This is a genomic window from Curtobacterium sp. VKM Ac-1393, from assembly GCF_015350995.1.
GTDB lineage: Bacteria > Actinomycetota > Actinomycetes > Actinomycetales > Microbacteriaceae > Curtobacterium.
In genome coordinates this window covers 403,467-424,921 of record NZ_JADKRW010000003.1, presented here as the reverse complement: position 1 = coordinate 424,921, position 21,455 = coordinate 403,467, and the positions used below count along the sequence as shown (strand labels likewise).

Here is a 21,455-nt window from a genome sequence, read left to right as displayed (position 1 = left end):
CCATGACCGACACCACCCAGGCGCCAGCGGGCGCCACGTCGCCCCTGCCCACCGTCCTGCCGCGGCTCGAGCGCGAGGCCGGAGGGCCCAGCGGACCCGAGGAGCGCCGGTTCGGCGGCACCCGGATCAGCGATGTGCTCTGCGTCCTCGGCGCGGCCGTCGCCTCGGTCTCCGTCGCGTCGATCGTGTTCACCGAGCTCGCACCGGTCTCCGGGCCGATCGCGTTCGCGGCGGTCGCGTACGTGATGTTCCTGGTCTTCTACGCGCTCCTCGTCGCCACCAACGAGAGCGCGGCGGTGGTGCGTGACCGCGTCGTGTCCGCCGCGGTGCACTCGCTCGCGTTCGTCGTCGTCGCGACCCTCGTGTTCGTCGTCTCGTTCAGCGTGATCCGGGCGACGAAGGCCCTGCCGCACTGGAACTTCTACACGCAGGACATGGCGCTCACCGGGCCGCTCGACCCGATGACCTCGGGTGGCGTCCTGCACGCGATCGCCGGATCGCTCATCCAGATCTCGATCGCGCTCGTGATCACGGTGCCCCTCGGGGTGACCACGGCGCTGTTCCTGACCGAGGTGCCCGGGCCGTTCGCCCGCTTCGTCAGGACCATCGTCGAAGCGATGACGGCGCTGCCCTCGATCGTCGCCGGACTCTTCATCTACGCGAGCGTCATCGTCGGACTCGGGTTCGACAAGTCGGGCTTCGCCGCGTCGCTGGCGATCAGCGTGATGATGCTGCCGATCATGATCCGGTCGGCCGACGTCGTGCTGCGTCTGGTGCCGTCGACCCTGAAGGAGGCGTCGATCGGCCTCGGCGCCGGGCAGTGGCAGACGGTGTGGCGGGTCGTGCTGCCGACGTCCCGCTCCGGCCTCGTCACCGCGATCATCCTGGCCACCGCGCGGGGCATCGGCGAGACGAGCCCGGTGCTCTTGACCGCGGGGTTCGCGCCCGACCTGAACCTCGACCCGACCAGCGGCCCGATGATCTCGCTGCCGCTGGCGATCTTCGAGTTCGTCAAGTCGCCCGAACCGAACATGATCGCGCGCGGCTTCGGCGCCGCAGCGGTCCTGATGTTCCTCGTGCTGGTGCTCTTCGTGATCGCCCGCGTGATCGGCTCGCAGACCGTCGCGACCCGTGAGCGCCGCAACGACCGCTTCCGTGCGGTCGGCCGCCTCGTGCTGCGTGGTGTCGCCGCCGCCGAACCCGTCTGGCGCCCGGTCGACCGTTTCATCCGCCGGCACGCCCCCCGTTACGTCCACCCGTTCCCCGCTGATTCCTCGCAGAAGGACCCCTCGTGACCACCCGCAGAACACGCCTGATGGGCGCGGTCCTGGCCGCTGCCGCGCTGGCCCTGTCGATCCTCCCCGCCACCGCGGCCACCGCGGGCGAGTCCTACGTCCCCATCTCGGGTGCGGGCTCGTCGTGGAGCTCCGTCGCGATCCAACAGTGGGCCGTGAACGTGCAGCAGTACGGCATGAAGGTCCGGTACGCCAGCACCGGGTCCTCCGACGGCCGCAACCAGTTCAAGGCGGGCACGGTCGACTTCGCCGTCTCCGAGATCCCGTACGGCATCAAGGACGGCGGGGTCACCGACGTCCCGCCGACCGTCGGGTACGCGTACATGCCGATCGTGGCCGGTGGCACGTCGTTCATGTACAACCTCAGCTCCGGTGGCAAGCAGATCACCAACCTGCGGCTGTCGGGTCCCGTGCTCGCGGGCATCTTCACCGGCACGATCACGAGCTGGGACGACCCGAAGATCAAGGCGGACAACCCCGGGCTCGAGCTGCCGAAACGTCGGGTCGTGCCGGTGGTCCGGTCCGACGGCTCCGGGTCGACCGCGCAGTTCACCACGTGGATGAGCAAGAAGTACCCGTCCCAGTGGAACGCCTACTGCAAGCAGGCGGGTCGGCCGCTGCCCTGCGGGATCACGTCGAACTACCCGACGGTCGCGGGCAAGGGCTTCATCGCCCAGCCGAACTCGCAGGGCGTTTCCGGGTACGTGGCGCAGAAGGCGAACGTCGGCACGATCACGTACGTCGAGTACTCCTACGCGTTGAAGACCGGCTACCCGGTGGCGAAGGTGCTCAACAAGGCGGGCTACTACGTCGAACCGACCGCATCGAACGTCGCCGTGGGCCTGCTCGGCGCCAAGATCAACCAGGACAAGAAGTCGTCCTCGTACCTGACGCAGATCCTCGACGGCGTCTACGACAACCCCGACGCCCGCACCTACCCGCTGTCGTCCTACTCGTACATGGTCGTCCCGACGACGACCGATGCGAGCCTCACCCCGGCGAAGGGCAAGACCCTCGGGGCGTTCGACTACTACTTCCTGTGCGAGGGGCAGCAGCAGGCCGAGGTGCTCGGGTACTCGCCGTTGCCGATCAACCTGGTGCAGGCGGGGCTCGACCAGGTGCGTCGGATCCCCGGTGTCGAGGCGAAGAACATCGACATCCGGAAGTGCAACAACCCGACGTTCTCCGCCGACGGCAAGAACACCCTCGCGGTGAAGGCGCCGCAGCCACCCGCGTGCGACAAACTGGGCGCGACCCAGTGCAACACCGGCACCGGTGGGGCCAAGGGCACCACGACGCCCACCCAGAGCGGCGGCTCGAACGGCTCCGGCGGGAGCGGTTCCGGCACGACCGGCGGTTCCGACGCCGGGTCCACGGGCGGCTCGAGCGCCGGTGGGAAGCGCGGGGGCTCCGGGGGCTCCGGATCCGGCGGGTCCGGTTCCGGGTCGGGAGCCGGCTCGACGGAGCGCCTCTCCGGCGGCGGATCCGACGGCAACGGGAGCGGCAACGCAGTCCCGGCCCTGAACAACGGCTCTCCGGTCCAGTGCGACGCGGACAGCGGTGTCTGCCAGAACGTGGCGGCCCTGCCCGTCGAGGTGGACGCGTCCGATGCCTGGACGCCGACCCGCACCCTGATGCTCTGCGCCGTGGCCGCCCTGCTGGCCGTGGTCCTGCTGCCGCCGCTCATCGGCGTGCTCGTGTCTCGCCGGAGGGCCCAGAAGTGAAGAACCAGCACCTCATCCGTCTCGGCTCGGTGGCGCTCGTGTTCGGCGCGGTGACGTCGACCATCGCCGGTTCGTTGCTCGTCGCGACCATCCCGGCGTCGGCCAGCGCGCCGTCGGCCACCCCGTCGTCGTCGCTGACGAAGTCGTGGGTCGATGCCCACGCCGCGCTCGGCACCGGGGGAGCGACCCCGGCGCCCGACCCCGACGCCGCCGACTTCTCGAAGATGTCCTTCACGGTCAGCCAGACCCAGGAGCTCACCGACCAGGGCATCACCGTCAGCTGGACCGGCGGGAAGCCGACGTCGCCCAGCGAGTACGCGACCGACTACGTCCAGCTCATGCAGTGCTGGGGTGACGAAGCCAGCGGCCCGTCGCCGGAGCAGTGCCAGTGGGGCGCCCCCTCGTCGACCATCGCGGCGCTGACCGGCGTCGGTGCCGCCAAGCGCGACCTGGTGAACGGCGACGACCCGCAGCAGGACCCGACCCTCACCGGGGCGGACGCGAACCCGGACCTGCTGCTCGACCCGCCCGTCGAGAACCCGTTCCTGCGTGCCTACCGCGTGCCCTTCCGGTCCGTCGACGGCACCCTGTCGAAGAGCACGACCGCGCTGTCGAAGCAGTTCGACGCGACGACCACGAACGAGGTCACCGCGGCCCGGACCGCGAGCGACGGGACCGGCCAGGTCACCTTCGAGATCCAGTCGGGGCTCGAGGCGCCGCAACTCGGCTGCGGACAGGACCGGGTGGCCGCCGGCACCACGACCCCACGCGCCTGCTGGCTGGTCGTCGTGCCACGCGGCAGCCACAACCTCGACGGAGCCACCGCGTCGTCGACAGCGGCCGGTCGCGTGACCGGTTCGCCGCTCTCCGCATCGGCCTGGAACAACCGGGTCGTGTTCCCGCTCGGGTTCCAGTCCGTCGCGCAGTCCTGCCCGATCGGCAACAAGGAGCAGCGCCTGGTCGGGTCGGAGCCCGCGACCGAAGCGATCACCGCCTGGCAGCCGGCCCTCTGCGGGCTCGGCACGACCTACGGCTACTCGCAGATCGGCGACGAAGAGGCCCAGCACCAGATCGTCTCGACGACGGCCGGGGCGTCGCGGCTCGCGCTCGTCAACACGCCGCTCGACCCCGCGACTGCTCCGGACACGACCATCCGGTACGCCCCCGTGGCGCAGTCGGCGATCGTCATCGGCTTCTCGATCGACTACCGCCTGTACCCGGACGCCCCGGCGAAGGTGCGCAACGGTCTGCAGGCGCAGGAGCTCACCCTCGACGCGCGGCTCGTCGCGAAGCTGCTCACGCAGTCGTACCAGGCGGACGTCCCCGGTCGGGGCAAGGGCGACGCCACCGTGACGGCGAACCCGTCGAGCATCGTGACCGACCCCGAGTTCCTCGCGCTCAACCCCACCTTCGTCGGATCGAAGAGCGACACGTCGCCCGCGGGCCTGATGGTCGCGCTCGGGGACACGAACGCGAACGCCCGCGTCTGGGCGTGGCTCCGGGCCGACCCGGTCGCCGCGGCGTTCCTCGAAGGGCGTCCGGACGAGTGGGGCATGCGGATCAACCCCGCCTACCTGCCGCTGGCCCTGGGGACCGACACGACGATCGACAGCTTCCCGAAGGCCGACCTGACCCTCGCGAAGGGCGGCGACCCGGACGAGACCGGCTACGGCACCCTCGACATGCGGCCGTACATGAACGACATGCACGAGGGGGCCTACCGCACCCTCAAGGCGGACCCCAACGAGAAGGACGCCTGGAACCCGTTCGGGCAGCCCAAGGGGTACACGTCCCTCGGGGCGCAGGTGCCCGGCAGCCGGTTCCTGCTGTCGATCACCGACACCGCGTCGGCGGCCCGGTACGCGCTCCCGACGGCGAAGCTCGTGAACGCTGCGGGCGAGGCCGTCGCGCCGACTGCAGAGTCGATCACGAAGGGCATCGCGACGATGCGGCAGTCGAGCGCCCCCGGTGTCGTCGTGGCCGACCCGACGAACCGCGACGCGGGAGCGTACCCGCTCGCGATGCTCAGCTACGCGGCGGTGAACGTCTGCGCGTCGAGTCCCTCGGAGCGTTCGGCGTACGCCACCTTGATCCGCTACGCGAGCGGCGCCGGTCAGGTGCAGGGGGAGAAGCAGGGCGAGCTCCCCGCCGGGTACGTCCCGTTGTCGAGCACCATGCGTGCAGCGGCAGGGCAGGTCGCCGCCGGCCTGACCGATGCCACGACGGTCGCCGGTGAGTGCCCGAGCGCGCCCGCGGCGTCGGCGCCGACGCGACCGGCGGCGACCGGCGGCGACGGTGCCGTGCCGCCGCCCACCGACACGACGGAGACCGACACCGGCTCCGTCGGCGACGGGGGGACGTCGACCGACACCGCGCCGGACGCGAGCCTCGACCCGGCAGCCGACGCCGCGCCTCCCGTCTCGACGAACGACGTCGACGAGGCGTCCGGCCCCACCCAACGCACCCACGACCAGCCGCTCGCCGCGACCCGCATGGGTCTCGCCGCGGCGCTCGGAGCCGGCCTGCCGGCGCTCGGCGTGGGTCCGTTCCTGATCCGCCGTGGTCGGAGGCTGGCGATGCTGGCCGCCGCCCACGTGTGACCGAGTTCCACCCACGACCGCTGCCACCTGGGCAGCGTCGAACCCACGAAAGGAAACACCAGCCATGAAGGTCAACACCTTCTGCAAGACGGCAGTCACGTTCGGTGCAGCCGCGCTGATCGTCGGTGCTCTCTCCGTGCCGGCGGCCCAGGCCGACCCGGCCGGGAGCGCGTTCGGCAAGCTCGTCGGTCTCGGCTCGGACACGACGCAGGACGTCATGAACGGCGTCGCGGCAGCCGTCGGGGGCAACCAGATCGCGTCGTACGACGCGACGAACGCCGGTGCCACCGTCGTCACCCGTTCCGGCGGAGCAGCCATCCCGCGCGTCTCCGGCTCCGGTGCCGGACGTGACGAGCTGCTCGTCTCCATCGGAGCGGTCGCCAGCAAGTCGGGCGTCGCCCTGGCCGACGGCACGAGCACGACCATCGACGAATCCGTCGTCGGACAGCTCGACTTCGCCCGGTCGTCCGGTGGCCCCGCCGCCAAGGACCAGTCGGCCGACGGCGTCCTGGCCTACGTGCCGTTCGCCCGCGACGCGGTCGACGTCGCCTACGCGCCGGGCAGCCCGCTGTCGAAGGTGCCCTTCTTCATCGGCGACGGCTCGCAGGCCAAGACCGCCCCGACGCTGTGGAACGTGTACCGCGGTGACGTGTCGTACGCCTACTTCAACGCCGACGGCACGTACAACTCGGTCGGCGGCGCCGCCACCGGTCCGGACGGCACCAAGGCCTACAAGATCCAGCCGCTCCTGCCCAAGTTCGGGTCGGGCACCCGCAGCTACTTCCTCGGCCAGCTCGGTCTGACCGACGCCTCGGGCTTCACGAGCACGAACAGCTTCGTGTCGGACACGTCCGCCGGCAAGCCGATCGAGGAGCACGACGGCACCGCAGTCGTCGCCGCGAACACGGGCTCGACGCTCGCGATCGCCCCGTTCTCCGTCAGCCAGTGGGTGGCGCAGGCCAACGGTGTCGGCTCGGTGACCGACCGTCGGCACGGTGTCACGCTCGCCGACCTCGGCAAGGTGGACGGCACCCAGACCCCCGCGACCACCGGGAGCGGCAAGTCCTACGCGACCAACCCGGCGTTCGCCGGCTTCGTCCGTGACGTCTACAACATCGTCCCGTCGCGTCTGGCGGACGACCCGTCCAGCGCCGTCGCGAAGACGTTCGTCGGCAAGGACTCGCTCGTCTGCAAGCAGAGCGCGACCATCGCGGCCTACGGGTTCCTGCCGGAGCCCGCGACGAACGCTGCCACCACCTGCGGGTACGCCCAGCTGCGCGCCTTCCCCGCGTCGCTGAGCACCACCGCGCTGTCGATCCCCGCCAAGGCCGTCGCAGGCAAGCCCGTCAACGCCACCGTCTCGGTCGACTCGTTCGGCACCGGCGGCGGCACGGTCCGCTTCCTGAACGGCTCGACGGTCGTCGGCACCGGCACCATCGCCAAGGGCGCGAAGAGCGTCACCGCACCGGTGACCCTGCCCAGCGGCACGGCCTCGGTGAACGCGCTGTTCATCCCGGCACTCGCCGGCGTCGCGTCCAGCACCTCGCCGGCGTCCACGGTCACGGTCTCCGCGGCCACCGGCGTCACCCTGACGGTGCCCCGCCTGACGGTCGGCAAGACCGCCAAGGTGACCGCCACGATCGCGGGCGGGGACGCCGCGGGCGGCACCGTCACCCTCAAGAACGGCACGGAGACCGTCGGCACCGCCAAGGTCGCCGCCGGGGCCAGCACCGCGTCGGTCTCGTTCGTCCCGAAGCGCGCGTCGTACAGCCTCGTCGCGACCTACACCCCGGCCACGGCCGGCGGCGACGTCACCACGAGCGCGGCGTCGTCGGTGAAGGTCACCAAGGGTGCACCGACCGTCAAGGCCAGCAAGGTCAAGTCGGTCTCCGCGAAGTCGCACGCCAAGGTCACCGTCGCCGTGAGCGGCACCGCGGTGGTCCCGACCGGCAAGGTCACCATCAAGGAGGGCAGCAAGACGCTCGCCTCGGTCTCCCTGTCCAGCACCGGCCGCGGCACCGTCTCGCTGCCGCGCCTGAAGGCCGGCTCGCACAAGCTGACCGTCGTCTACAGCGGTGACTCCCTCTGGAACACCGCCCGGACCTCGGCCTCGGTCAAGATCACCCGCTAGTCCCCGCGCCCGGCCGGTCCGACAGGGCCGGCCGGGTCCCCCGTGTACGCCACTACGAACACCCCTCGGACGGATCGATGACGAGCTTCACCTCCTGGTTGCCGGGCCGGCGACCCACCGGCGAGCAGGACGCGACCGGTCGCCGCCGGGCCACCCGGCCGTGGCGAGGGATCGGTGCACTGCGTCCGTCCCGCACCCGGCGGCCGTCCCGACCCGTCACGGGCTGGTCGCACGAGGCCGCCGGTCCCGCCGCACGTGCGATCCCCGTCCTCGGCGCCCCCGACCGCTGGCGCTTCAGCGGCTCCGCGATCGTCGTCGTCGGTCTGCTGCTCGTCGGCTTCGCGCTCCAGTTCACCGCCGTGTCGCAGGTGACCGCTTCGCGTGACCAGCAGCTGGCGCGCGACGAGTTCCGCTACCAACTCGCGAACGCCACCGCCCCGGTCGGTCAGACCGGCACCGACGGCCACCTGGTCCCAGAGGGCACACCCGTCGCGATCGTGCGGGTCCCCGCTCTCGGGCTCGACACCGTCGTGCTGCAGGGCACCACGTCGGAGACCACGCGGTCCGGCCCCGGGCACCGTCGAGACACCCCGCTGCCCGGTCAGGTCGGAGCGAGTGTCGTCTACGGACGGCAGACCGCCTACGGTGGCCCGTTCGGGCACATCGACCAGCTCGAGAAGGGTGCGGTCATCACCGCGACCACCGGGCAGGGCACCGCGAAGTACCGCGTCGTCGACGTCCGCCGGACCGGCGACCACGTCCCCGCACCACTCGCCGCCGGCGACGGGCGACTGACCCTGGTCTCCGCAGCCGGGTTGCCGTTCCTGCCCGACTCGGTCGTCCGGGTCGACGCGGAACTCGTCTCGAAGGCCGCTCCCACGCCGACGCCCTCGTTCGGTTACGCCGCGCTCGCCCCCGCCGAACTCACCATGGCGGGCGACGGGTCCGTCTGGCCGTTCCTCGTGCTCGGACTCATCGTGCTCGCCGCGATGGTCGCCCTGTTCGCGGTGGGGATGCGCTTCTGGGGGCGCCGACAGACGCTCGTCGTCGCCGTCCCCGTGGTGCTCGCCGTCGGACTCTCGGCGGCGTCCCAGCTCACCGTCCTCCTGCCCAACCTCATGTGACCGAAGAGACCACGATGCCCGGAACAGAAACCGAAACCCTCCTCGCCGAGTTCGACAGCTGGTTCGACCGCGTCCCGCCGGCGCCGGACCCGTCGACCCTGCCCGCGACACTCGACGCCCGATCGGTCTCCGCCTGGTTCGGCGACCACAAGGTGCTCGACCGCGTCTCGTTGACCATGCCCGCGGGCCAGGTGACGGCCCTGATCGGACCGTCCGGCTGCGGCAAGAGCACGTTCCTCCGCACGCTCAACCGCATGCACGAGCTCGTCCCGACCGCTTCGCTCGCCGGCGAGGTGCTGCTCGACGAGGTCGACATCTACGACGCCTCCCGCCGCATCACCGAAGCCCGTCGGCAGATCGGCATGGTCTTCCAGAAGCCGAACCCGTTCCCCGCGATGAGCATCCAGGACAACGTGCTCGCCGGACTCGCCCTGACCGGGGTGCGGCTCGACAAGGCCGGGAAGGCAGAGCTCGTCGAGGAGACCCTCACGAAGGCCGGCCTGTGGAACGAGGTCAAGGACCGCCTGCGGCAGCCCGGCGGCGGCCTGTCCGGTGGGCAGCAGCAGCGCCTCTGCATCGCGCGGTCGCTCGCCGTGCGTCCGCGGGTGCTCTTGATGGACGAGCCGTGCTCGGCACTCGACCCGACATCCACCCGCCGCATCGAGCAGACGATCACCGAGCTGGCCACGGACGTGACCATCGTGATCGTCACGCACAACATGCAGCAGGCGCAGCGCGTCTCCGACCGGTGTGCGTTCTTCCTCGCCGAGGCGGGAACCCCGGGTGCGATCGTCGAGCACGGTCCGACCGACGCGATGTTCGAGACACCGCAGGATCCGCGCACGTCGGACTACGTGAACGGGCGCTTCGGCTGAGCGGACGGGAGGCGCGGTGCGGGTCCGCATCGCGCCACCGGTCCGGTGGTGGTCACCGTCACCGCTCGGCCCGCCGAGCGCGGTGATCGCTCACGCTCGTACCTGGTGGAGAACGAGGGCGAGTCCGATGGCAGCAATGCAGATCAAGAACGCAGCCGGGGCTGACTTGCTCTCCGGTTCCACGGTCCCAGCGAAGCCGGCGGCGCTCAGCCCCGCGGCTCCGGCTGCGACCGAGAGGGGCCACCCGTTGGCCACGAGCGCGACACACGCTGCCCCGAGCAGGACTGCGCTCACTGCCAGTCCAGTGCTCACCGCGCGACGTGGACGAGAACGTCTGCCGGTGACGGCCCCTTCTTCCTCCGGCTTCGTCGAGGTGGTTCGCTCCATCAGCGGTAGATCGCCATGCACGTCCGACCACGCACGTCGCCGTTGTTCCTGAAGTCGACGCACATGCTCCCCAGTGGCGCCTTGAATTCACGCGACAACGTCATCTCCCCGAATCGACGCCGACCGGTACCGGCGTTCCTGCATGAGTGATGTTGCAGCATGATGGCCATGGAGCACAAGATGTATCCGCAACATTTCCCGCAAGGGAGCAGGGCCTGGTGTCGGGAGCGCTGGTTGCTCGTGATCGCCGCCGCGAGTATCGCTCTCGGTGCGTCCATGGCGACCGCTCAAGCTGCAACCTGGTGGGGCGTGGGGTCCCTCCTGATCATCGGCGGCGCGGTTGCGTGCTTCGCTTTCCTCGACGGCTCGGCTGGCTTCGCGGCGTTCTTCCCCGTCCCGCTCGTGGCGATCGACACCGTCGTCAGTCGTCGCGGCGGACGAGCGCAGGACCGGTCGATCGTGCTCGGTCTGACCGCTGCCCTGACCGCCGTGATCCTCTTCGGGAACTCCGACGTGCGCCAGGGCTTCTCCGACCTCGTCCAGGGATCGGTGGTCGCCGGGGTCGTGCTTGCGGTGGGGCTGGTCGTGAGGGGTGCCGTCCAGCGGCAGCGCGCATGACCCCCCGCGGCATCGCGACCATCCGGCTCCGCGGTGCCGACTCGATCGATACGGTTGTCTGCATGGCCCGCTTCACACCCCCTGCCGCCGACGCCATGCGCGCACGACTCCTGCTCGCAGCGCGCGACGAGTTCGCCGCGGCTGGGCTCGTCGGCGCCAAGATCGAGCGCATCGGGGCGGCGGCGTCGAGCAACAAGGCGCAGGTCTTCCACTACTTCGGCAGCAAGGAGGGGTTGTTCGACGCGCTCCTCGCCCAGACCGTCGCCGAGACCTTCGACGAGGTCCCGGTGGACACCGACGACCTCGCCGAGTGGGCTGCGCGCTTGCACGACTCGTACGTCCGGCGCCCGTGGGCCGAACGGCTGGCGACGTGGCACCGCCTGGAGCGGGGGAGCGACGGCGCGCTCGAAGCGGTCATCGCGAGCAACGCCGAGGCCATCGCCGCAGTGGAGCACGCCCAACGCGCCGGGGTCCTGCCGCGCAGCTACCGTCCGGCGGTGCTCCTCGGTCTGGTGATGCACCTCGCGGCGTTCTGGAGCTCGGCCTCGCCCGAGTACGGCTCGTTGGTGGCGGCGGTCGCACCTGCTCGGCGTCGGCAGATCGTCGTCGACGCCGTGAAGGCGCTCGTCGGGGGCTGACGTCTCGCACGCTCGGGCGTAGGGTTCGGCCCATGAGCAGTGACAACCGGTTCCTCCGTACGGCCTTCGGACGGCCGCTCGTCTGGGTCGGCGTGGTGTGGATCGCGGTCGGGGTGCTCTGGGGAGTCATGGCCGTCATCGGACCGGACGTCTTCCGCACGATCATGGCCGTCGTGTGGCTCGTCCTCGGCGGCAGCATGCTCGCCGTCGCGCTCCGCGACAAGAAGCGCGGCCTCGGCCGGTACCAGCGCTAGTCCAGGCGGGCCGAGCGCGTCGGCGTGACCCGCACCGGGCCTCCCGTCAGCGTGCCGCGCCCGCGGCGACCCGCAGTGTCCGCTCCGCATCGTCGAGGTAGTCCGCCAGCAGTGCCGAGGCCGCCGCCTGGTCGCCGGCGCGCAGCGCCACGACGATCGCCTCGTTCCGCTCCACGAACTCGGCGTGGAACGACGCCGGGTCGTCGGTCGTCAGGAACGCCAACCGCATCTCGGCGAGCAGTCCGTCCATCAGGCCGTGGATCCGCGCGCTCGGCACCGCTCGGACGAGCTCGGAGTGGAAGCGGATGTCAGCGGTCCCGACGGCACTCCAGTCGCCGACGGCTGCTGCGTCCCGCGCGGAGGTCACGGCTGCGGCTGCTGCGTCGAGTGCAGGCGACGTCGGCGAGCACGCGCGGACCGCGGCTTCCTCGAGCACCCGTCGAGCGGCGTAGAGGTCGGCGACGTCCTCGGCGGACAGCCGTCGAACGAACACCCCGCGGTTGAACACGTGCTCGACGAGTCGGTCCCGCGCGAGCAGTCGGAAGGCCTCGCGCAACGTGTTCCGGGACACCCCGAGCTGGTCGCTCAACCGCTCCTCGGAGAGCTGCGCCCCGGGGGAGAACCCACCCGCCGCGATCATGGTGCGCAGCCGCTCGGCCGTCGAGTCGGCACCGCTGACGGTTCGGGTCATGCCCCGATCCTGACACGGCCTCGGACATCGCAGGTGTGAACCTCGCACCGTGTGACCGTCGTGTTACAGATCAGAACGCCCCCTTGCGATTGTTGAACAATGCGGTCCAGACTGTCCCGCATGTTCGTCCTCATCGGCGTCGCCGTCGTCATCATCGGGTTCGCGTTGCGCATCAACGCGCTGCTCGTCGTGACCGTCGCGGGTATCGTCACCGCGGCCATCGGCGGGATCGGTCCCGTCGGCATCCTCACGGCGTTCGGCGACGGCTTCGCGTCGAGCCGGTCCGTCACGACCTTCGCGCTCGTCCTGCCGGTCATCGGCCTGATCGAGCGCTACGGGCTGCAGGACCAGGCCAAGCGACTGATCGCGAAGCTCGACAAGCTCACCACGGGCCGCCTGCTGGCCGGGTACCTCGCGATCCGGCAGATCACGGCCGCGGTCGGCCTGACCAGCATCGGCGGGCCGGCGCAGACCGTGCGGCCCCTCGTGCACCCGATGGCAGAGGGCGCCGCGATCAAGAAGTACGGCCGGATCGACGAACGGATGCGCGAGAAGATCAAGGGCTACTCGGCGTCGTCCGACACGGTCGGGGTGTTCTTCGGCGAGGACGTCTTCGTCGCGGTCGGCTCGATCCTGCTCATCACGACCTTCGTCGACGCCGCCTACGGCCTGTCCCTCGAACCGATCGACCTGGCGCTCTGGGCGATCCCGACGGGCATCGCCGCCCTGCTGATCCACGGCACACGGCTGCTGCTGCTCGACCGCACGCTCGACAAGATGGCGGCCGACGCACGCGTCGACGCCCCGACGCAGGGAGCCGCAGCGTGATCACCAGCGAATGGCTCTACTGGCTCATCGGCGCGTTCTTCATCGCCGTGGCCGTCCTCATCGTCACGGACACCTCGCACGCGAAGCGTCTGGGCAACGCGGCGTTCTGGGGCATCCTCGGGGTCTCGTTCTTCTACGGCACCTTCGTCGCGGCGAAGACCGCGCCGTCCTGGGTCCTCGGCATCGCCGTCCTGGTGATGGTCGTGCTCGCCGGACTCGGGTTCACGGGGACCACCAGTCGCACGCGGATCGCCAGCGTCCCCGGCGCCGGCACGGGTGCGGAGACCGGCCCGGCCGAACCGACGGGCGCAGCCACGAAGCCGTCCGCCAGCACGAGCGTCCTCGCCACGACCAGCCCGGACGAGCGTGCGGCGTTCGCCGACCGTTTCGGCAACAAGCTCTTCATCCCGGCGCTCGTCGTCCCGGTGGTCGCGGTGCTCGTCGCCACGCTCGGACCGCTCGTCTCGATCGGCGGCGAGCCCCTGCTCGCCGAGGGCAGCGCCACCCTGACCGGCCTGGGCATCGGCTCGGTGCTCGCGGTGGTCGTCGCCGTGTTCGTCCTGCGCCCGCCGAAGATCGCGACACCCATCCGCGAGGGCGGCCGTCTGCTGCAGGCCATCGGCTGGGCGGCACTGCTGCCGCAGATGCTCTCCACCCTCGGGATCGTCTTCACGCAGGCCGGGGTCGGCGATGCCGTCGGCACGATCATCAAGTCGATCCTGCCCGGCGGCTCCCTGCTCGCCGCGGTCGTCGTCTACTGCCTCGGCATGGCCCTGTTCACGATCATCATGGGCAACGCGTTCGCCGCGTTCCCGATCATGACGGCCGCGATCGGCTGGCCCGTCCTGGTGCAGGGCTTCGACGGCAACCCCGCCGCGATCTTCGCCATCGGCATGCTCGCCGGCTTCTGCGGCACGTTGGTCACGCCGATGGCCGCGAACTTCAACCTGGTGCCCGCTGCCCTGCTCGAGATGCGGGACAAGTACGGCCCGATCAAGGCGCAGATCCCGACCGCCGCCATCCTGCTCGTCGTCAACATGGGAGTCATGTACCTTGTCGCTTTCTGAAGCCACCCCGATCGACCTGACCCGCGCTGCGTGGGCCGACCGGTTCGCTGCCGTCGCGGCCGAGAACACCACTCGCGAGTACCCCTACGCGGCACACCACACGACGTCCGGCCCGGACGACCGGGCACTGCCCGTCGAGCTCCACCCCGCCTTCGCGACGTCCTACGACTGGCACTCGTCCGTGCACATGCACTGGCTCGCAGCGCGTCTGGTCGCGCACGGCCTGTCGGCCGACCTGGAGGCCCGGCTCACCGTGGTCCTGCAGGCCCACCTGAGCGCGGATCACCTGGTGACGGAGGCGGCCTACTTCCACACGACACCGCACTACGAGCGCCCCTACGGCTGGGCCTGGCTCGCGAAGCTCGCCGCCGAGGTCTCCGCGTCGGACGTCCCGGCGATCCGGCAGCTCGCGCCCGGGTTCGCACCCGTGATCGACGTGCTCGAGGACCTCGTCACCCGCTGGGTCGACGGCGCCGCCCACCCGGTGCGCCACGGGGTGCACTCCAACTCGGCCTTCGGCCTGCTGCTCGTGCTCGAGGCGGCACGGTCGCTCGGTCGCGACGAGCTCGCCGCGACGGTGGAACGTACCGCGCGCGAGTGGTTCGGCGCGGACGCCGGCTGGCCGTTCGCCTGGGAGCGGAGTGGCCACGACTTCCTGTCCGCCGGGTTGGCCGAGGCCGACCTGATGCGGGCGGTGCTGCCCGCAGCCGAGTTCGCGACGTGGGCGGACGGCTTCTTCGCCCAGGTGCAGTCCGGTGATGCGATCCTGCAGCCGACGGTGGTCCGCGACGAGAACGACCCGCAGCAGGTGCACCTGTTCGGGCTCGACCTGTCGCGGGCGGGATCGGCCCGACGGATCGCGGACGCCCTGCGTGCCGGCGAGCTGGACGACGACGGGCTCGCGGGCCTGCTCGACGAGGCGGCCGACCGGCTGCTCGCGTCCGGTCTCGCGGCCAGTGTCGGCGAGGAGTACTACTCCACGCACTGGCTCGCGAGCTTCGCCTGGGACGCGATGGAAGCGCGGGAGCACGCCGCGCGCTGACCCTGAACAGGGCGGATGGTCGCTTCTGCTCCGACCCGGTGTCAACCCCCTGCTTTCGTTGCGGAATGCACCTACCTTCGACGCGCAGCCGAGATCCGGCTGGGCGTCCGACAGGGCGGACGCCACGAGTCACATCAGGGAGTGACGACCATGCAGCACCGCAGGATCAGGAGAACAGCACTCATCGCCGCACTCATCGGGGCCGCCGTCGTGGCAGCACCGCTGGGTTCGGCAACCGTTGCCTACGCGGGGGTCACCGCCCCGGTCGGCAACGTCGGGAAGTTCAAGCAGACCTTCGTCGAGAACTTCGGCACGCCGGCGTCGGCGAACGGCCAGTTCGCGAAGACCTACGCGAACTCGTGGCAGCCGTACCCCGACGGGACGGGCGGCATGTACTACTCGGGCTCGCAGGTCAGCGCTCGGAGCGGCTACATGGACGTGCAGCTCGACGGCACGCACGGCGCCGCGGGGACCTTCGGGACCCCCAGCGGCGCCTGGTCGCACGTGGGCGGCAAGTTCAGCGTCCGCGCCAAGGCCACCGGTGGCGACGGCAACGGCGCGGCGTTCATGCTGTGGCCGTCGTCGGACGTGTGGTCGGACGGTGAGATCGACTACCCGGAGGCGAACTTCGAGGGCTCGCCGATGCTCCACCACCACTCGATGATCGCCGGGCAGGAAGCCAACTCGACGAGCATGAGCACCGGGGTGACCTGGCGTAGCTGGCACGTCTACTCGGTGGAGTGGATCCCCGGCAAGTCGGTGCAGTACCTGCTCGACGGCAAGGTGATCAAGACGGTCACGTCGAACGTGCCCAAGACGGCGCACCGGTACATGTTCCAGGTCGGGAACTGGGGCGCCGCCGGGCACCTCGACATCGACTGGGTCAGCACGTACGAGTACACCGGCTGACCCGCGCTGGTTCAGCCGAGGGTGATCGTCCGTTCGAACGTCCGCGCGACGGGCGGCCCGGCGACGATCGGCCCGATGGCTGCGGCACCGTCCGGGGTCGCCCGCCACGCCTCGTAGGCGTCGTGGGCGGCCCCGCTCGTCCAGGACTCGACGACGACCATGCGCGTCGGATCGGCGTCGTCGACCAGGACCTCGAGGGACTCGCAGCCGTCGAAGGCACGGGTCTGCGCGAGGGTCTCGCGGATCGCCGCCTCGACGGTGTCGGTGGGGACGTCGCTCTGGAACTGGACCTCGAGCAGGACGGTGATCGACATGTGGTGCACCTTTCGTGAGCAGTGTCCGAGTCAACCCGCGGGGCGGTCAGCCTGTTCCGAACTGGCCGACAGGACGAACCTCACCGGGGGATCCGGAACCTGATGGGGTCGCCGGGCCGCAGCTGGGCAGCACGGTCGACCGACGCCGGGGTGAGGACCGCCACGACGGGGTAGCCGCCGGTCACCGGGTGGTCGGCGAGGAACAGCACCGGGAACCCTTCTGGGGGGACCTGCAGCGACCCGGTCTCGACGCCCTCACTCGGCAGTTCGTGCGTCACTGCCCGGACGAACGGCCGTGCGGCGGTCGTGCGGACTCCCACGCGGTCACTGTCCGACCCGACGGCGAAGTCCTGGCCGGTCAGGGTGTCGCGCCACTCCGGAGTGAACCAGTCGGCGCGGGGCCCGGGTTCGACGTCGAGGACCACGGGGGCGTCCGACCAGCGTTCGTCGGGCTGCGGAACGGCGTCGACGATCGGCCACGACGCACGCGCCTCGCCGACGGGCAGCGCGTCGCCGACCGAGACCGGCGGCGGCCCGAGGCGTGCGAGTGAGTCCCACGAGCGGCTGCCGAGCACCGGCTCGACGGCGAACCCGCCGAGCACGGCGACGTAGGAGCGCAGCCCGACCGTCGCGGTCCCGATCCGGAGGACGTCACCCGGGGCGAGCAGCAGGACCTCGTGCGAGGCCGCACCGCGGATCCGGCCGTCCGCCCGCTCGATCTCGACCGGGCAGGCGGCCCCGGCCGCGGCGGCGACCACGTACGTGTCGGCTCGGAGCGTGACGGAGCCGAGCAGGGCCTCCAGGACGGCTGCATCCGGACGGTTGCCGACCAGCCGGTTGGCCAGTGCTGCGGACCCGCGGTCGGCGGCGCCGGCGGCACCGAGGCCCATGTCGCTGAAGCCGGGTCGTCCGAGGTCTTGCGTGGCCGCGCCGTAGCCGACTCGCAGGACGGTGAGCGCGCTCATGCCGCACCCGCGTCGACGAAGCGGACCGGCGTACCGGCGGGCGCGAGTGCCGGCGGGTCGCGGTCGAGCGACCACATCGGCACGTCGGTCCGGCCGATGAGCTGCCAACCGCCGGGGGAGACGCGGGGGTAGACGGCACTGAACTCGCCCGCCAGTGCGACGGCCCCGCTCGGGACGGCCGTGCGGGACGTGCTGCGGCGTGGCAGGTCGAGGGACGGCGCGGTGCCGGTGAGGTAGCTGAAGCCCGGGGCGAACCCGCAGAACGCGCTCGTCCAGAGCTGCCCGGTGTGCCAGGCGATCACCCGGTCGCGGCGCATGCCGGTGAGGGCGGCGACCTGGTCGAGGTCCTCGCCGTCGTAGACCACCGGGATGACGAGCGGGTCTGCGGCGCTCGCCGCATCGGCGGCGGAGGACGGCATGACCAGCGCGAGTGCGCCGCGCAGTCGGGCCGCGTCCGTCGTCGACGGGTCGAACCGGAGCAGCAGGGTACGCGCACCGGAGACGACCTCGGTCAGGCCGGGCAGTGCAGCGGTGGCCAGGCCGGAGCGGAAGGCGACCACGTCGTGGAGGGAATCGAAGGTGGCGAGCAGGGCGGTGCGCCCAGCGGGCCGGAGGTCGAGGTCGGTCACGGCGCGAACGGCGCGATGGACACGTCGTGCTCGGTCAGCAGGGCCCGGATCGCGCGGGCCATCGCGACGGCGCCGGGGGAGTCGCCGTGGACGCAGACGGACTCGGCGCCGACGCGGAGTTCGGAGCCGTCGACGGCGGTCGTGACGCCTTCGGTGACCATGCGGAGCACGCGGGCGGCGACCTCGTCGGGGTCGTGCAGCACCGAGTCCGGCGTGCTGCGCGAGACCAGTGAGCCGTCGGGTTCGTACGCACGATCGGCGAAGGACTCGGCGACCGCACGGAGTCCGCGGCGTTCGGCGGCGAGCAGGAGTTCGGAACCCGGCAGTGCCAGCACCGCGAGGGAACCGTCGACGTCGGCGATCGCTCGGACGACGGCCTCGGCCTGCACGGGATCGGCGCAGGCCGTGTTGTACAGGGCGCCGTGGGGCTTGACGTAGGTGACCGTCGTGCCCGCGACGCGTGCGGTGGCAGCCATCGCGCCGAGCTGGTGCACGACGTCGGCGTGGAGCTCGTCCGGGGTGACGTGCACCGGACGGCGGCCGAAGCCGGCGAGGTCGCGGTAGGCGACGTGCGCACCGACGGCGACGCCGCGGTCCGCTGCGGCGCGGGCGGTGGCGAGCATGATCGTCGGGTCGCCGGCGTGGAAACCGCACGCGATGTTGGCGCTCGAGACGACGTCGAGCATCGCGGCGTCGTCTCCCATGGTCCAGGCGCCGAAGCCCTCGCCGAGGTCGCTGTTCAGGTCGATCGTCGTCACGGGGACTCCCTGTCGTCGCGGGTTGTTGAACAATCTACCGAGCAGGGACTCCGCTGTCGACCGGCCGGGGCACGCGCTGGTGGGTGGATTCCGAGCCGGGGCACGTAGCGTCCGAGGTCAGCACCTGCCGGAGGTACCACCCCCGGTTCGACCACTGCACTGGAGCAGATCATGACCGACAGCAGCAGCACCCACGACGACGACGTGAAGCCCCCCGTGAACGATGCCGAGGGCACCGAGAAGCCGGGCGGCCTCGGCGACGACAACACGATCCCGAACGCCCCCGACGGCCTGGCCGCTGGGCACACCGGCGACGACTCGCACTTCAACCCGGAAGAGGACGGGGAGTAGTAGGGGTAGTTCGTCGACCCGGAACGACGTCCTCGTTGTCGTGCGACGACGAGGATGTCGTTCCGAGTCGGTTCCCCCCCCCCTACAACACCCGCTCCAACAACCGCAGCGTCCCCGCGATGTCCACGCTCCGGTCGAGCAGCCACTGCACCTGCAGACCGTCGAACGCTGCGATGACGAGCGACGCCACCTGTTCCAGCTCGACGTCGGAGTGCCGCCCCGACGCAGCGAGCTCGTCCCGCAGCTCCCCGGCGAGCCGCGCCCTGGCCTCGTCGAACCGTGTCGCGAAGAACGCTCGTGCCGTCTCGTTGCCGGGCTCCACCGACGCCCCGAGCAGGGTCGTGTAGAGCGTCACCAGTGCCGGTTCGCGCACGTTCCGGTCGGCGACGGCGGCGGCGCGGTCGAACGCGCCGGGCATCGCTCCGAGTGACCGTGTGGAGGCGGCGTCGCGTTCCCGCAGGACCTCGATCAGCAGGTCCTCCCGTGACGAGAAGTAGTGCCGCAGGGCTGCGTGCGAGACCCCGATCGCCTCGCCGATCGCGCGCATCGAGGTGCCGTCGATCCCGCGGGTGGCGACGACGTCGAGCGTCTGGTCGAGGATCTCCTGTCGGCGCTGGACGCCCTTGGCGTACGGGCCCCGGCTGCCGATTCCATCGTTGGAGGTCACGCACACCAACCTACCGGCGCAACAATCGCGACAAAAACTTCCAGTCGGAGGTTTCCAGTGCTACAGTCCCGATCACCTAGCAGCACTAGGTATTCGAGGGCCCCGAAGCCCCCTATGACTCGAGGAGGAGTCATGTCGACACCGACGTCGAAGGAAGAACCCACCCGCGGCATCGCCGGGACCGCATCGCCTGCGGTCACCGCAGCCGCCGGTGCCACCGCCTCGGAAGCCGCGGCGCCCCGAGCGTTCTCGGTCGAGGGGATCACGCAGTCCGTCAGCACCATGCGCGTGGGCCGCGGCTACCTCTGGGGCCTCAGCTTCGCCCAGTTCGGCCTGTTCGTCGCCCTGCTCACGCCGGTCTTCGTGAGCATGTCGATCAAGGCGACCGAGCTGAACCCGACGAGCCCCGAGACCGTGGTGGGCTCGGTCCTGCCGTTCGGTGCCCTCGGCGCACTGTTCGCCAACCCGCTGTTCGGCGCGATCTCGGACCGCACCCGCACCCGCTGGGGCCGTCGTCGTCCGTGGATGGTCGGCGGCGTCATCGTCTTCGTCGGCGCACTGGCCTGGCTCGCGTTCTCGCCGAACGTCCTGCAGCTCACCCTCGCGTGGGTCCTCGCGCAGGTCACGGCCAACGCGGTGCTCGCGACCCTGACCGCGAGCTTCGCCGACAACGTGCCGGAGTTCCAGCGCGGCAAGGCCTCGAGCGTCATCGCCCTCGCGCAGAACATCGCGATCCTCGCCGGCCTGTACCTGGCGGTCTACCTGGTCGGCAACCTGCCGGTCCTCTTCATCGCCCCGGGCATCCTGGCGATCATCGCGATCCTCATCTACTCGTTCGTCGCCCGCGACGACCTGCCGACGACGCCGATCAAGCCGTTCAGCTGGATCAACCTCATCAGCTCGTTCTGGACCAACCCGATCAAGCACCCGGACTTCGGCCTGGCCTGGTGGGGCCGCTTCCTCATCACCTTCGGCACGTTCATGTTCACGACCTACCGCGTCCTGTACATGGAGGACCGCATCGGTCTCTCGACGAAGGAGGCCGTCCCCGCGGTCGCGTTCGGTGTGCTCCTCTACACGATCGCACTCCTCGTCAGCGCCGCCGTCTCCGGCTGGGTGTCGGACCGTGTCCAGCGCCGCAAGGTCTTCGTCTGGGGCTCCACCGCGATGACCGCGGTCGGCCTGGTGATCCTCGCCCACGTCGACACGGTCGGCGGGTTCTACTTCGCCGAGATCGTCCTCGGCTTCGCCTTCGGCATCTACGCCGCCATCGACACCGCGCTCATCGTCGACGTGCTGCCCGACCCGGAGCGCCCCGGCAAGGACCTCGGCGTCATCAACGTCGCGAACGCCCTGCCGCAGTCGCTGGCACCGGCGGTCGGCCTGTTCCTGCTCGGCATCGGCGGTGGACAGAACTACACGCTCATGCTCTGGGGTGCGGGCGTCGCCGTCCTCCTCGGCGCCCTCGTGATCCTGCCGATCAAGTCGGTCCGGTAGGCAACGCACCGGATCGACCGCCGGGAGGCGCGACCCGCGTCCGCAACGCGGGTCGCGCCTCCCGGTCATCACCTTCACCGACCACCGAAAG

At 70.9% G+C, this 21,455-nt stretch carries 21 protein-coding genes; 15 read left to right on the top strand and 6 right to left on the bottom strand.

Annotated elements, in window-relative coordinates:
* Positions 1–2: 2 nt before the first annotated feature.
* The 9 genes from pstA (at position 3) to ITJ59_RS09120 (ending at position 11,646) form a co-directional block, all read left to right on the top strand.
* Positions 3–1,295 (top strand): phosphate ABC transporter permease PstA, encoded by a 1,293-nt coding sequence (gene pstA, locus ITJ59_RS09160; protein WP_194650793.1) that lies wholly within the window; start codon positions 3–5, stop codon positions 1,293–1,295.
* On the top strand, positions 1,292–3,019 hold the full coding sequence (gene pstS / locus ITJ59_RS09155; RefSeq protein ID WP_323749459.1) for a phosphate ABC transporter substrate-binding protein PstS: 1,728 nt from the start codon (positions 1,292–1,294) through the stop codon (positions 3,017–3,019). Before pstA ends, pstS begins: the two co-directional genes overlap by 4 nt.
* Positions 3,016–5,619, top strand: a complete 2,604-nt coding sequence (locus ITJ59_RS09150; protein WP_194650792.1) for a hypothetical protein — start codon at positions 3,016–3,018, stop codon at positions 5,617–5,619. Before pstS ends, ITJ59_RS09150 begins: the two co-directional genes overlap by 4 nt.
* Positions 5,620–5,683: 64 nt before the next feature.
* The gene (locus tag ITJ59_RS09145; protein ID WP_194650791.1) at positions 5,684–7,750 is read left to right on the top strand and encodes an Ig-like domain repeat protein; all 2,067 of its coding nucleotides are present in this window, start codon (positions 5,684–5,686) and stop codon (positions 7,748–7,750) included.
* A gap of 77 nt (positions 7,751–7,827) precedes the next feature.
* On the top strand, positions 7,828–8,874 hold the full coding sequence (locus ITJ59_RS09140; RefSeq protein WP_194650790.1) for a sortase: 1,047 nt from the start codon (positions 7,828–7,830) through the stop codon (positions 8,872–8,874).
* A 98-nt stretch (positions 8,875–8,972) separates the two neighbouring features.
* Positions 8,973–9,749 (top strand): phosphate ABC transporter ATP-binding protein, encoded by a 777-nt coding sequence (locus ITJ59_RS09135; protein ID WP_228511341.1) that lies wholly within the window; start codon positions 8,973–8,975, stop codon positions 9,747–9,749.
* A 546-nt stretch (positions 9,750–10,295) separates the two neighbouring features.
* The gene (locus ITJ59_RS09130; protein ID WP_228511263.1) at positions 10,296–10,754 is read left to right on the top strand and encodes a hypothetical protein; all 459 of its coding nucleotides are present in this window, start codon (positions 10,296–10,298) and stop codon (positions 10,752–10,754) included.
* Between the two features lie 62 nt (positions 10,755–10,816).
* On the top strand, positions 10,817–11,392 hold the full coding sequence (locus ITJ59_RS09125) for a TetR family transcriptional regulator (RefSeq protein WP_194650785.1): 576 nt from the start codon (positions 10,817–10,819) through the stop codon (positions 11,390–11,392).
* Positions 11,393–11,424: 32 nt separating this feature from the next.
* A complete protein-coding gene (locus ITJ59_RS09120; protein ID WP_194650784.1) occupies positions 11,425–11,646 on the top strand; it encodes a hypothetical protein in 222 nt (73 codons plus the stop codon).
* Positions 11,647–11,692: 46 nt separating this feature from the next.
* On the opposite strand, the gene ITJ59_RS09115 is transcribed toward ITJ59_RS09120, so the two are convergent.
* The gene (locus tag ITJ59_RS09115) at positions 11,693–12,337 is read right to left on the bottom strand and encodes a GntR family transcriptional regulator (RefSeq protein ID WP_194650783.1); all 645 of its coding nucleotides are present in this window, start codon (positions 12,335–12,337) and stop codon (positions 11,693–11,695) included.
* A 120-nt stretch (positions 12,338–12,457) separates the two neighbouring features.
* On the opposite strand from ITJ59_RS09115, the gene ITJ59_RS09110 reads away from it, so the two are divergent.
* From ITJ59_RS09110 to ITJ59_RS09095, 4 genes are all read left to right on the top strand, one after another.
* A complete protein-coding gene (locus ITJ59_RS09110) occupies positions 12,458–13,165 on the top strand; it encodes a DUF969 domain-containing protein (RefSeq protein WP_194650781.1) in 708 nt (235 codons plus the stop codon).
* Positions 13,162–14,232, top strand: coding sequence for a DUF979 domain-containing protein (locus ITJ59_RS09105; RefSeq protein WP_194650780.1), 1,071 nt, complete (start codon positions 13,162–13,164; stop codon positions 14,230–14,232). The genes ITJ59_RS09110 and ITJ59_RS09105 overlap by 4 nt, the downstream gene beginning before the upstream one ends.
* Positions 14,219–15,274 carry a DUF2891 family protein gene (locus ITJ59_RS09100; protein WP_194650778.1) on the top strand — a complete coding sequence of 352 codons (1,056 nt, stop codon included), beginning with the start codon at positions 14,219–14,221 and terminating at the stop codon, positions 15,272–15,274. Before ITJ59_RS09105 ends, ITJ59_RS09100 begins: the two co-directional genes overlap by 14 nt.
* Positions 15,275–15,424: 150 nt before the next feature.
* Positions 15,425–16,183, top strand: coding sequence for a glycoside hydrolase family 16 protein (locus ITJ59_RS09095; protein WP_194650777.1), 759 nt, complete (start codon positions 15,425–15,427; stop codon positions 16,181–16,183).
* Between the two features lie 11 nt (positions 16,184–16,194).
* Here the strand turns inward: ITJ59_RS09095 and ITJ59_RS09090 are convergent, their stop codons facing one another.
* The 4 genes from ITJ59_RS09090 to ITJ59_RS09075 all read right to left on the bottom strand — a co-directional run bounded on the left by ITJ59_RS09090 (position 16,195) and on the right by ITJ59_RS09075 (position 18,849).
* The gene (locus tag ITJ59_RS09090; RefSeq protein ID WP_194650776.1) at positions 16,195–16,497 is read right to left on the bottom strand and encodes a putative quinol monooxygenase; all 303 of its coding nucleotides are present in this window, start codon (positions 16,495–16,497) and stop codon (positions 16,195–16,197) included.
* A gap of 80 nt (positions 16,498–16,577) precedes the next feature.
* A complete protein-coding gene (locus ITJ59_RS09085) occupies positions 16,578–17,462 on the bottom strand; it encodes a biotin-dependent carboxyltransferase family protein (RefSeq protein ID WP_194650774.1) in 885 nt (294 codons plus the stop codon).
* The gene (locus tag ITJ59_RS09080; RefSeq protein ID WP_194650772.1) at positions 17,459–18,091 is read right to left on the bottom strand and encodes a 5-oxoprolinase subunit B family protein; all 633 of its coding nucleotides are present in this window, start codon (positions 18,089–18,091) and stop codon (positions 17,459–17,461) included. Before ITJ59_RS09080 ends, ITJ59_RS09085 begins: the two co-directional genes overlap by 4 nt.
* Positions 18,088–18,849 carry a LamB/YcsF family protein gene (locus ITJ59_RS09075; protein WP_194650771.1) on the bottom strand — a complete coding sequence of 254 codons (762 nt, stop codon included), beginning with the start codon at positions 18,847–18,849 and terminating at the stop codon, positions 18,088–18,090. Before ITJ59_RS09075 ends, ITJ59_RS09080 begins: the two co-directional genes overlap by 4 nt.
* 171 nt (positions 18,850–19,020) lie before the next feature.
* On the opposite strand from ITJ59_RS09075, the gene ITJ59_RS09070 reads away from it, so the two are divergent.
* On the top strand, positions 19,021–19,200 hold the full coding sequence (locus tag ITJ59_RS09070; RefSeq protein WP_194650770.1) for a hypothetical protein: 180 nt from the start codon (positions 19,021–19,023) through the stop codon (positions 19,198–19,200).
* Positions 19,201–19,282: 82 nt separating this feature from the next.
* Here ITJ59_RS09070 and ITJ59_RS09065 read toward each other — a convergent pair whose 3' ends face one another.
* The gene (locus ITJ59_RS09065; RefSeq protein WP_194650769.1) at positions 19,283–19,867 is read right to left on the bottom strand and encodes a TetR/AcrR family transcriptional regulator; all 585 of its coding nucleotides are present in this window, start codon (positions 19,865–19,867) and stop codon (positions 19,283–19,285) included.
* Between the two features lie 132 nt (positions 19,868–19,999).
* On the opposite strand from ITJ59_RS09065, the gene ITJ59_RS09060 reads away from it, so the two are divergent.
* Positions 20,000–21,364, top strand: coding sequence for an MFS transporter (locus tag ITJ59_RS09060; protein ID WP_194650767.1), 1,365 nt, complete (start codon positions 20,000–20,002; stop codon positions 21,362–21,364).
* Positions 21,365–21,455 lie beyond the last annotated feature (91 nt).

Bases quoted from the DNA above. Each gene is read 5' to 3' on its own strand.
- ITJ59_RS09070 (WP_194650770.1), top strand. From the start codon at position 19,021: ATGACCGACAGCAGCAGCACCCACGACGACGACGTGAAGCCCCCCGTG.
- ITJ59_RS09120 (WP_194650784.1), top strand. From the start codon at position 11,425: ATGAGCAGTGACAACCGGTTCCTCCGTACGGCCTTCGGACGGCCGCTC.
- ITJ59_RS09130 (WP_228511263.1), top strand. From the start codon at position 10,296: ATGATGGCCATGGAGCACAAGATGTATCCGCAACATTTCCCGCAAGGG.
- ITJ59_RS09095 (WP_194650777.1), top strand. From the start codon at position 15,425: ATGCAGCACCGCAGGATCAGGAGAACAGCACTCATCGCCGCACTCATC.
- ITJ59_RS09115 (WP_194650783.1), bottom strand. From the start codon at position 12,337: ATGACCCGAACCGTCAGCGGTGCCGACTCGACGGCCGAGCGGCTGCGC.
- ITJ59_RS09110 (WP_194650781.1), top strand. From the start codon at position 12,458: ATGTTCGTCCTCATCGGCGTCGCCGTCGTCATCATCGGGTTCGCGTTG.
- ITJ59_RS09060 (WP_194650767.1), top strand. From the start codon at position 20,000: ATGTCGACACCGACGTCGAAGGAAGAACCCACCCGCGGCATCGCCGGG.
- ITJ59_RS09085 (WP_194650774.1), bottom strand. From the start codon at position 17,462: ATGAGCGCGCTCACCGTCCTGCGAGTCGGCTACGGCGCGGCCACGCAA.
- pstA (WP_194650793.1), top strand. From the start codon at position 3: ATGACCGACACCACCCAGGCGCCAGCGGGCGCCACGTCGCCCCTGCCC.
- ITJ59_RS09090 (WP_194650776.1), bottom strand. From the start codon at position 16,497: ATGTCGATCACCGTCCTGCTCGAGGTCCAGTTCCAGAGCGACGTCCCC.
- ITJ59_RS09140 (WP_194650790.1), top strand. From the start codon at position 7,828: ATGACGAGCTTCACCTCCTGGTTGCCGGGCCGGCGACCCACCGGCGAG.
- ITJ59_RS09145 (WP_194650791.1), top strand. From the start codon at position 5,684: ATGAAGGTCAACACCTTCTGCAAGACGGCAGTCACGTTCGGTGCAGCC.
- ITJ59_RS09125 (WP_194650785.1), top strand. From the start codon at position 10,817: ATGGCCCGCTTCACACCCCCTGCCGCCGACGCCATGCGCGCACGACTC.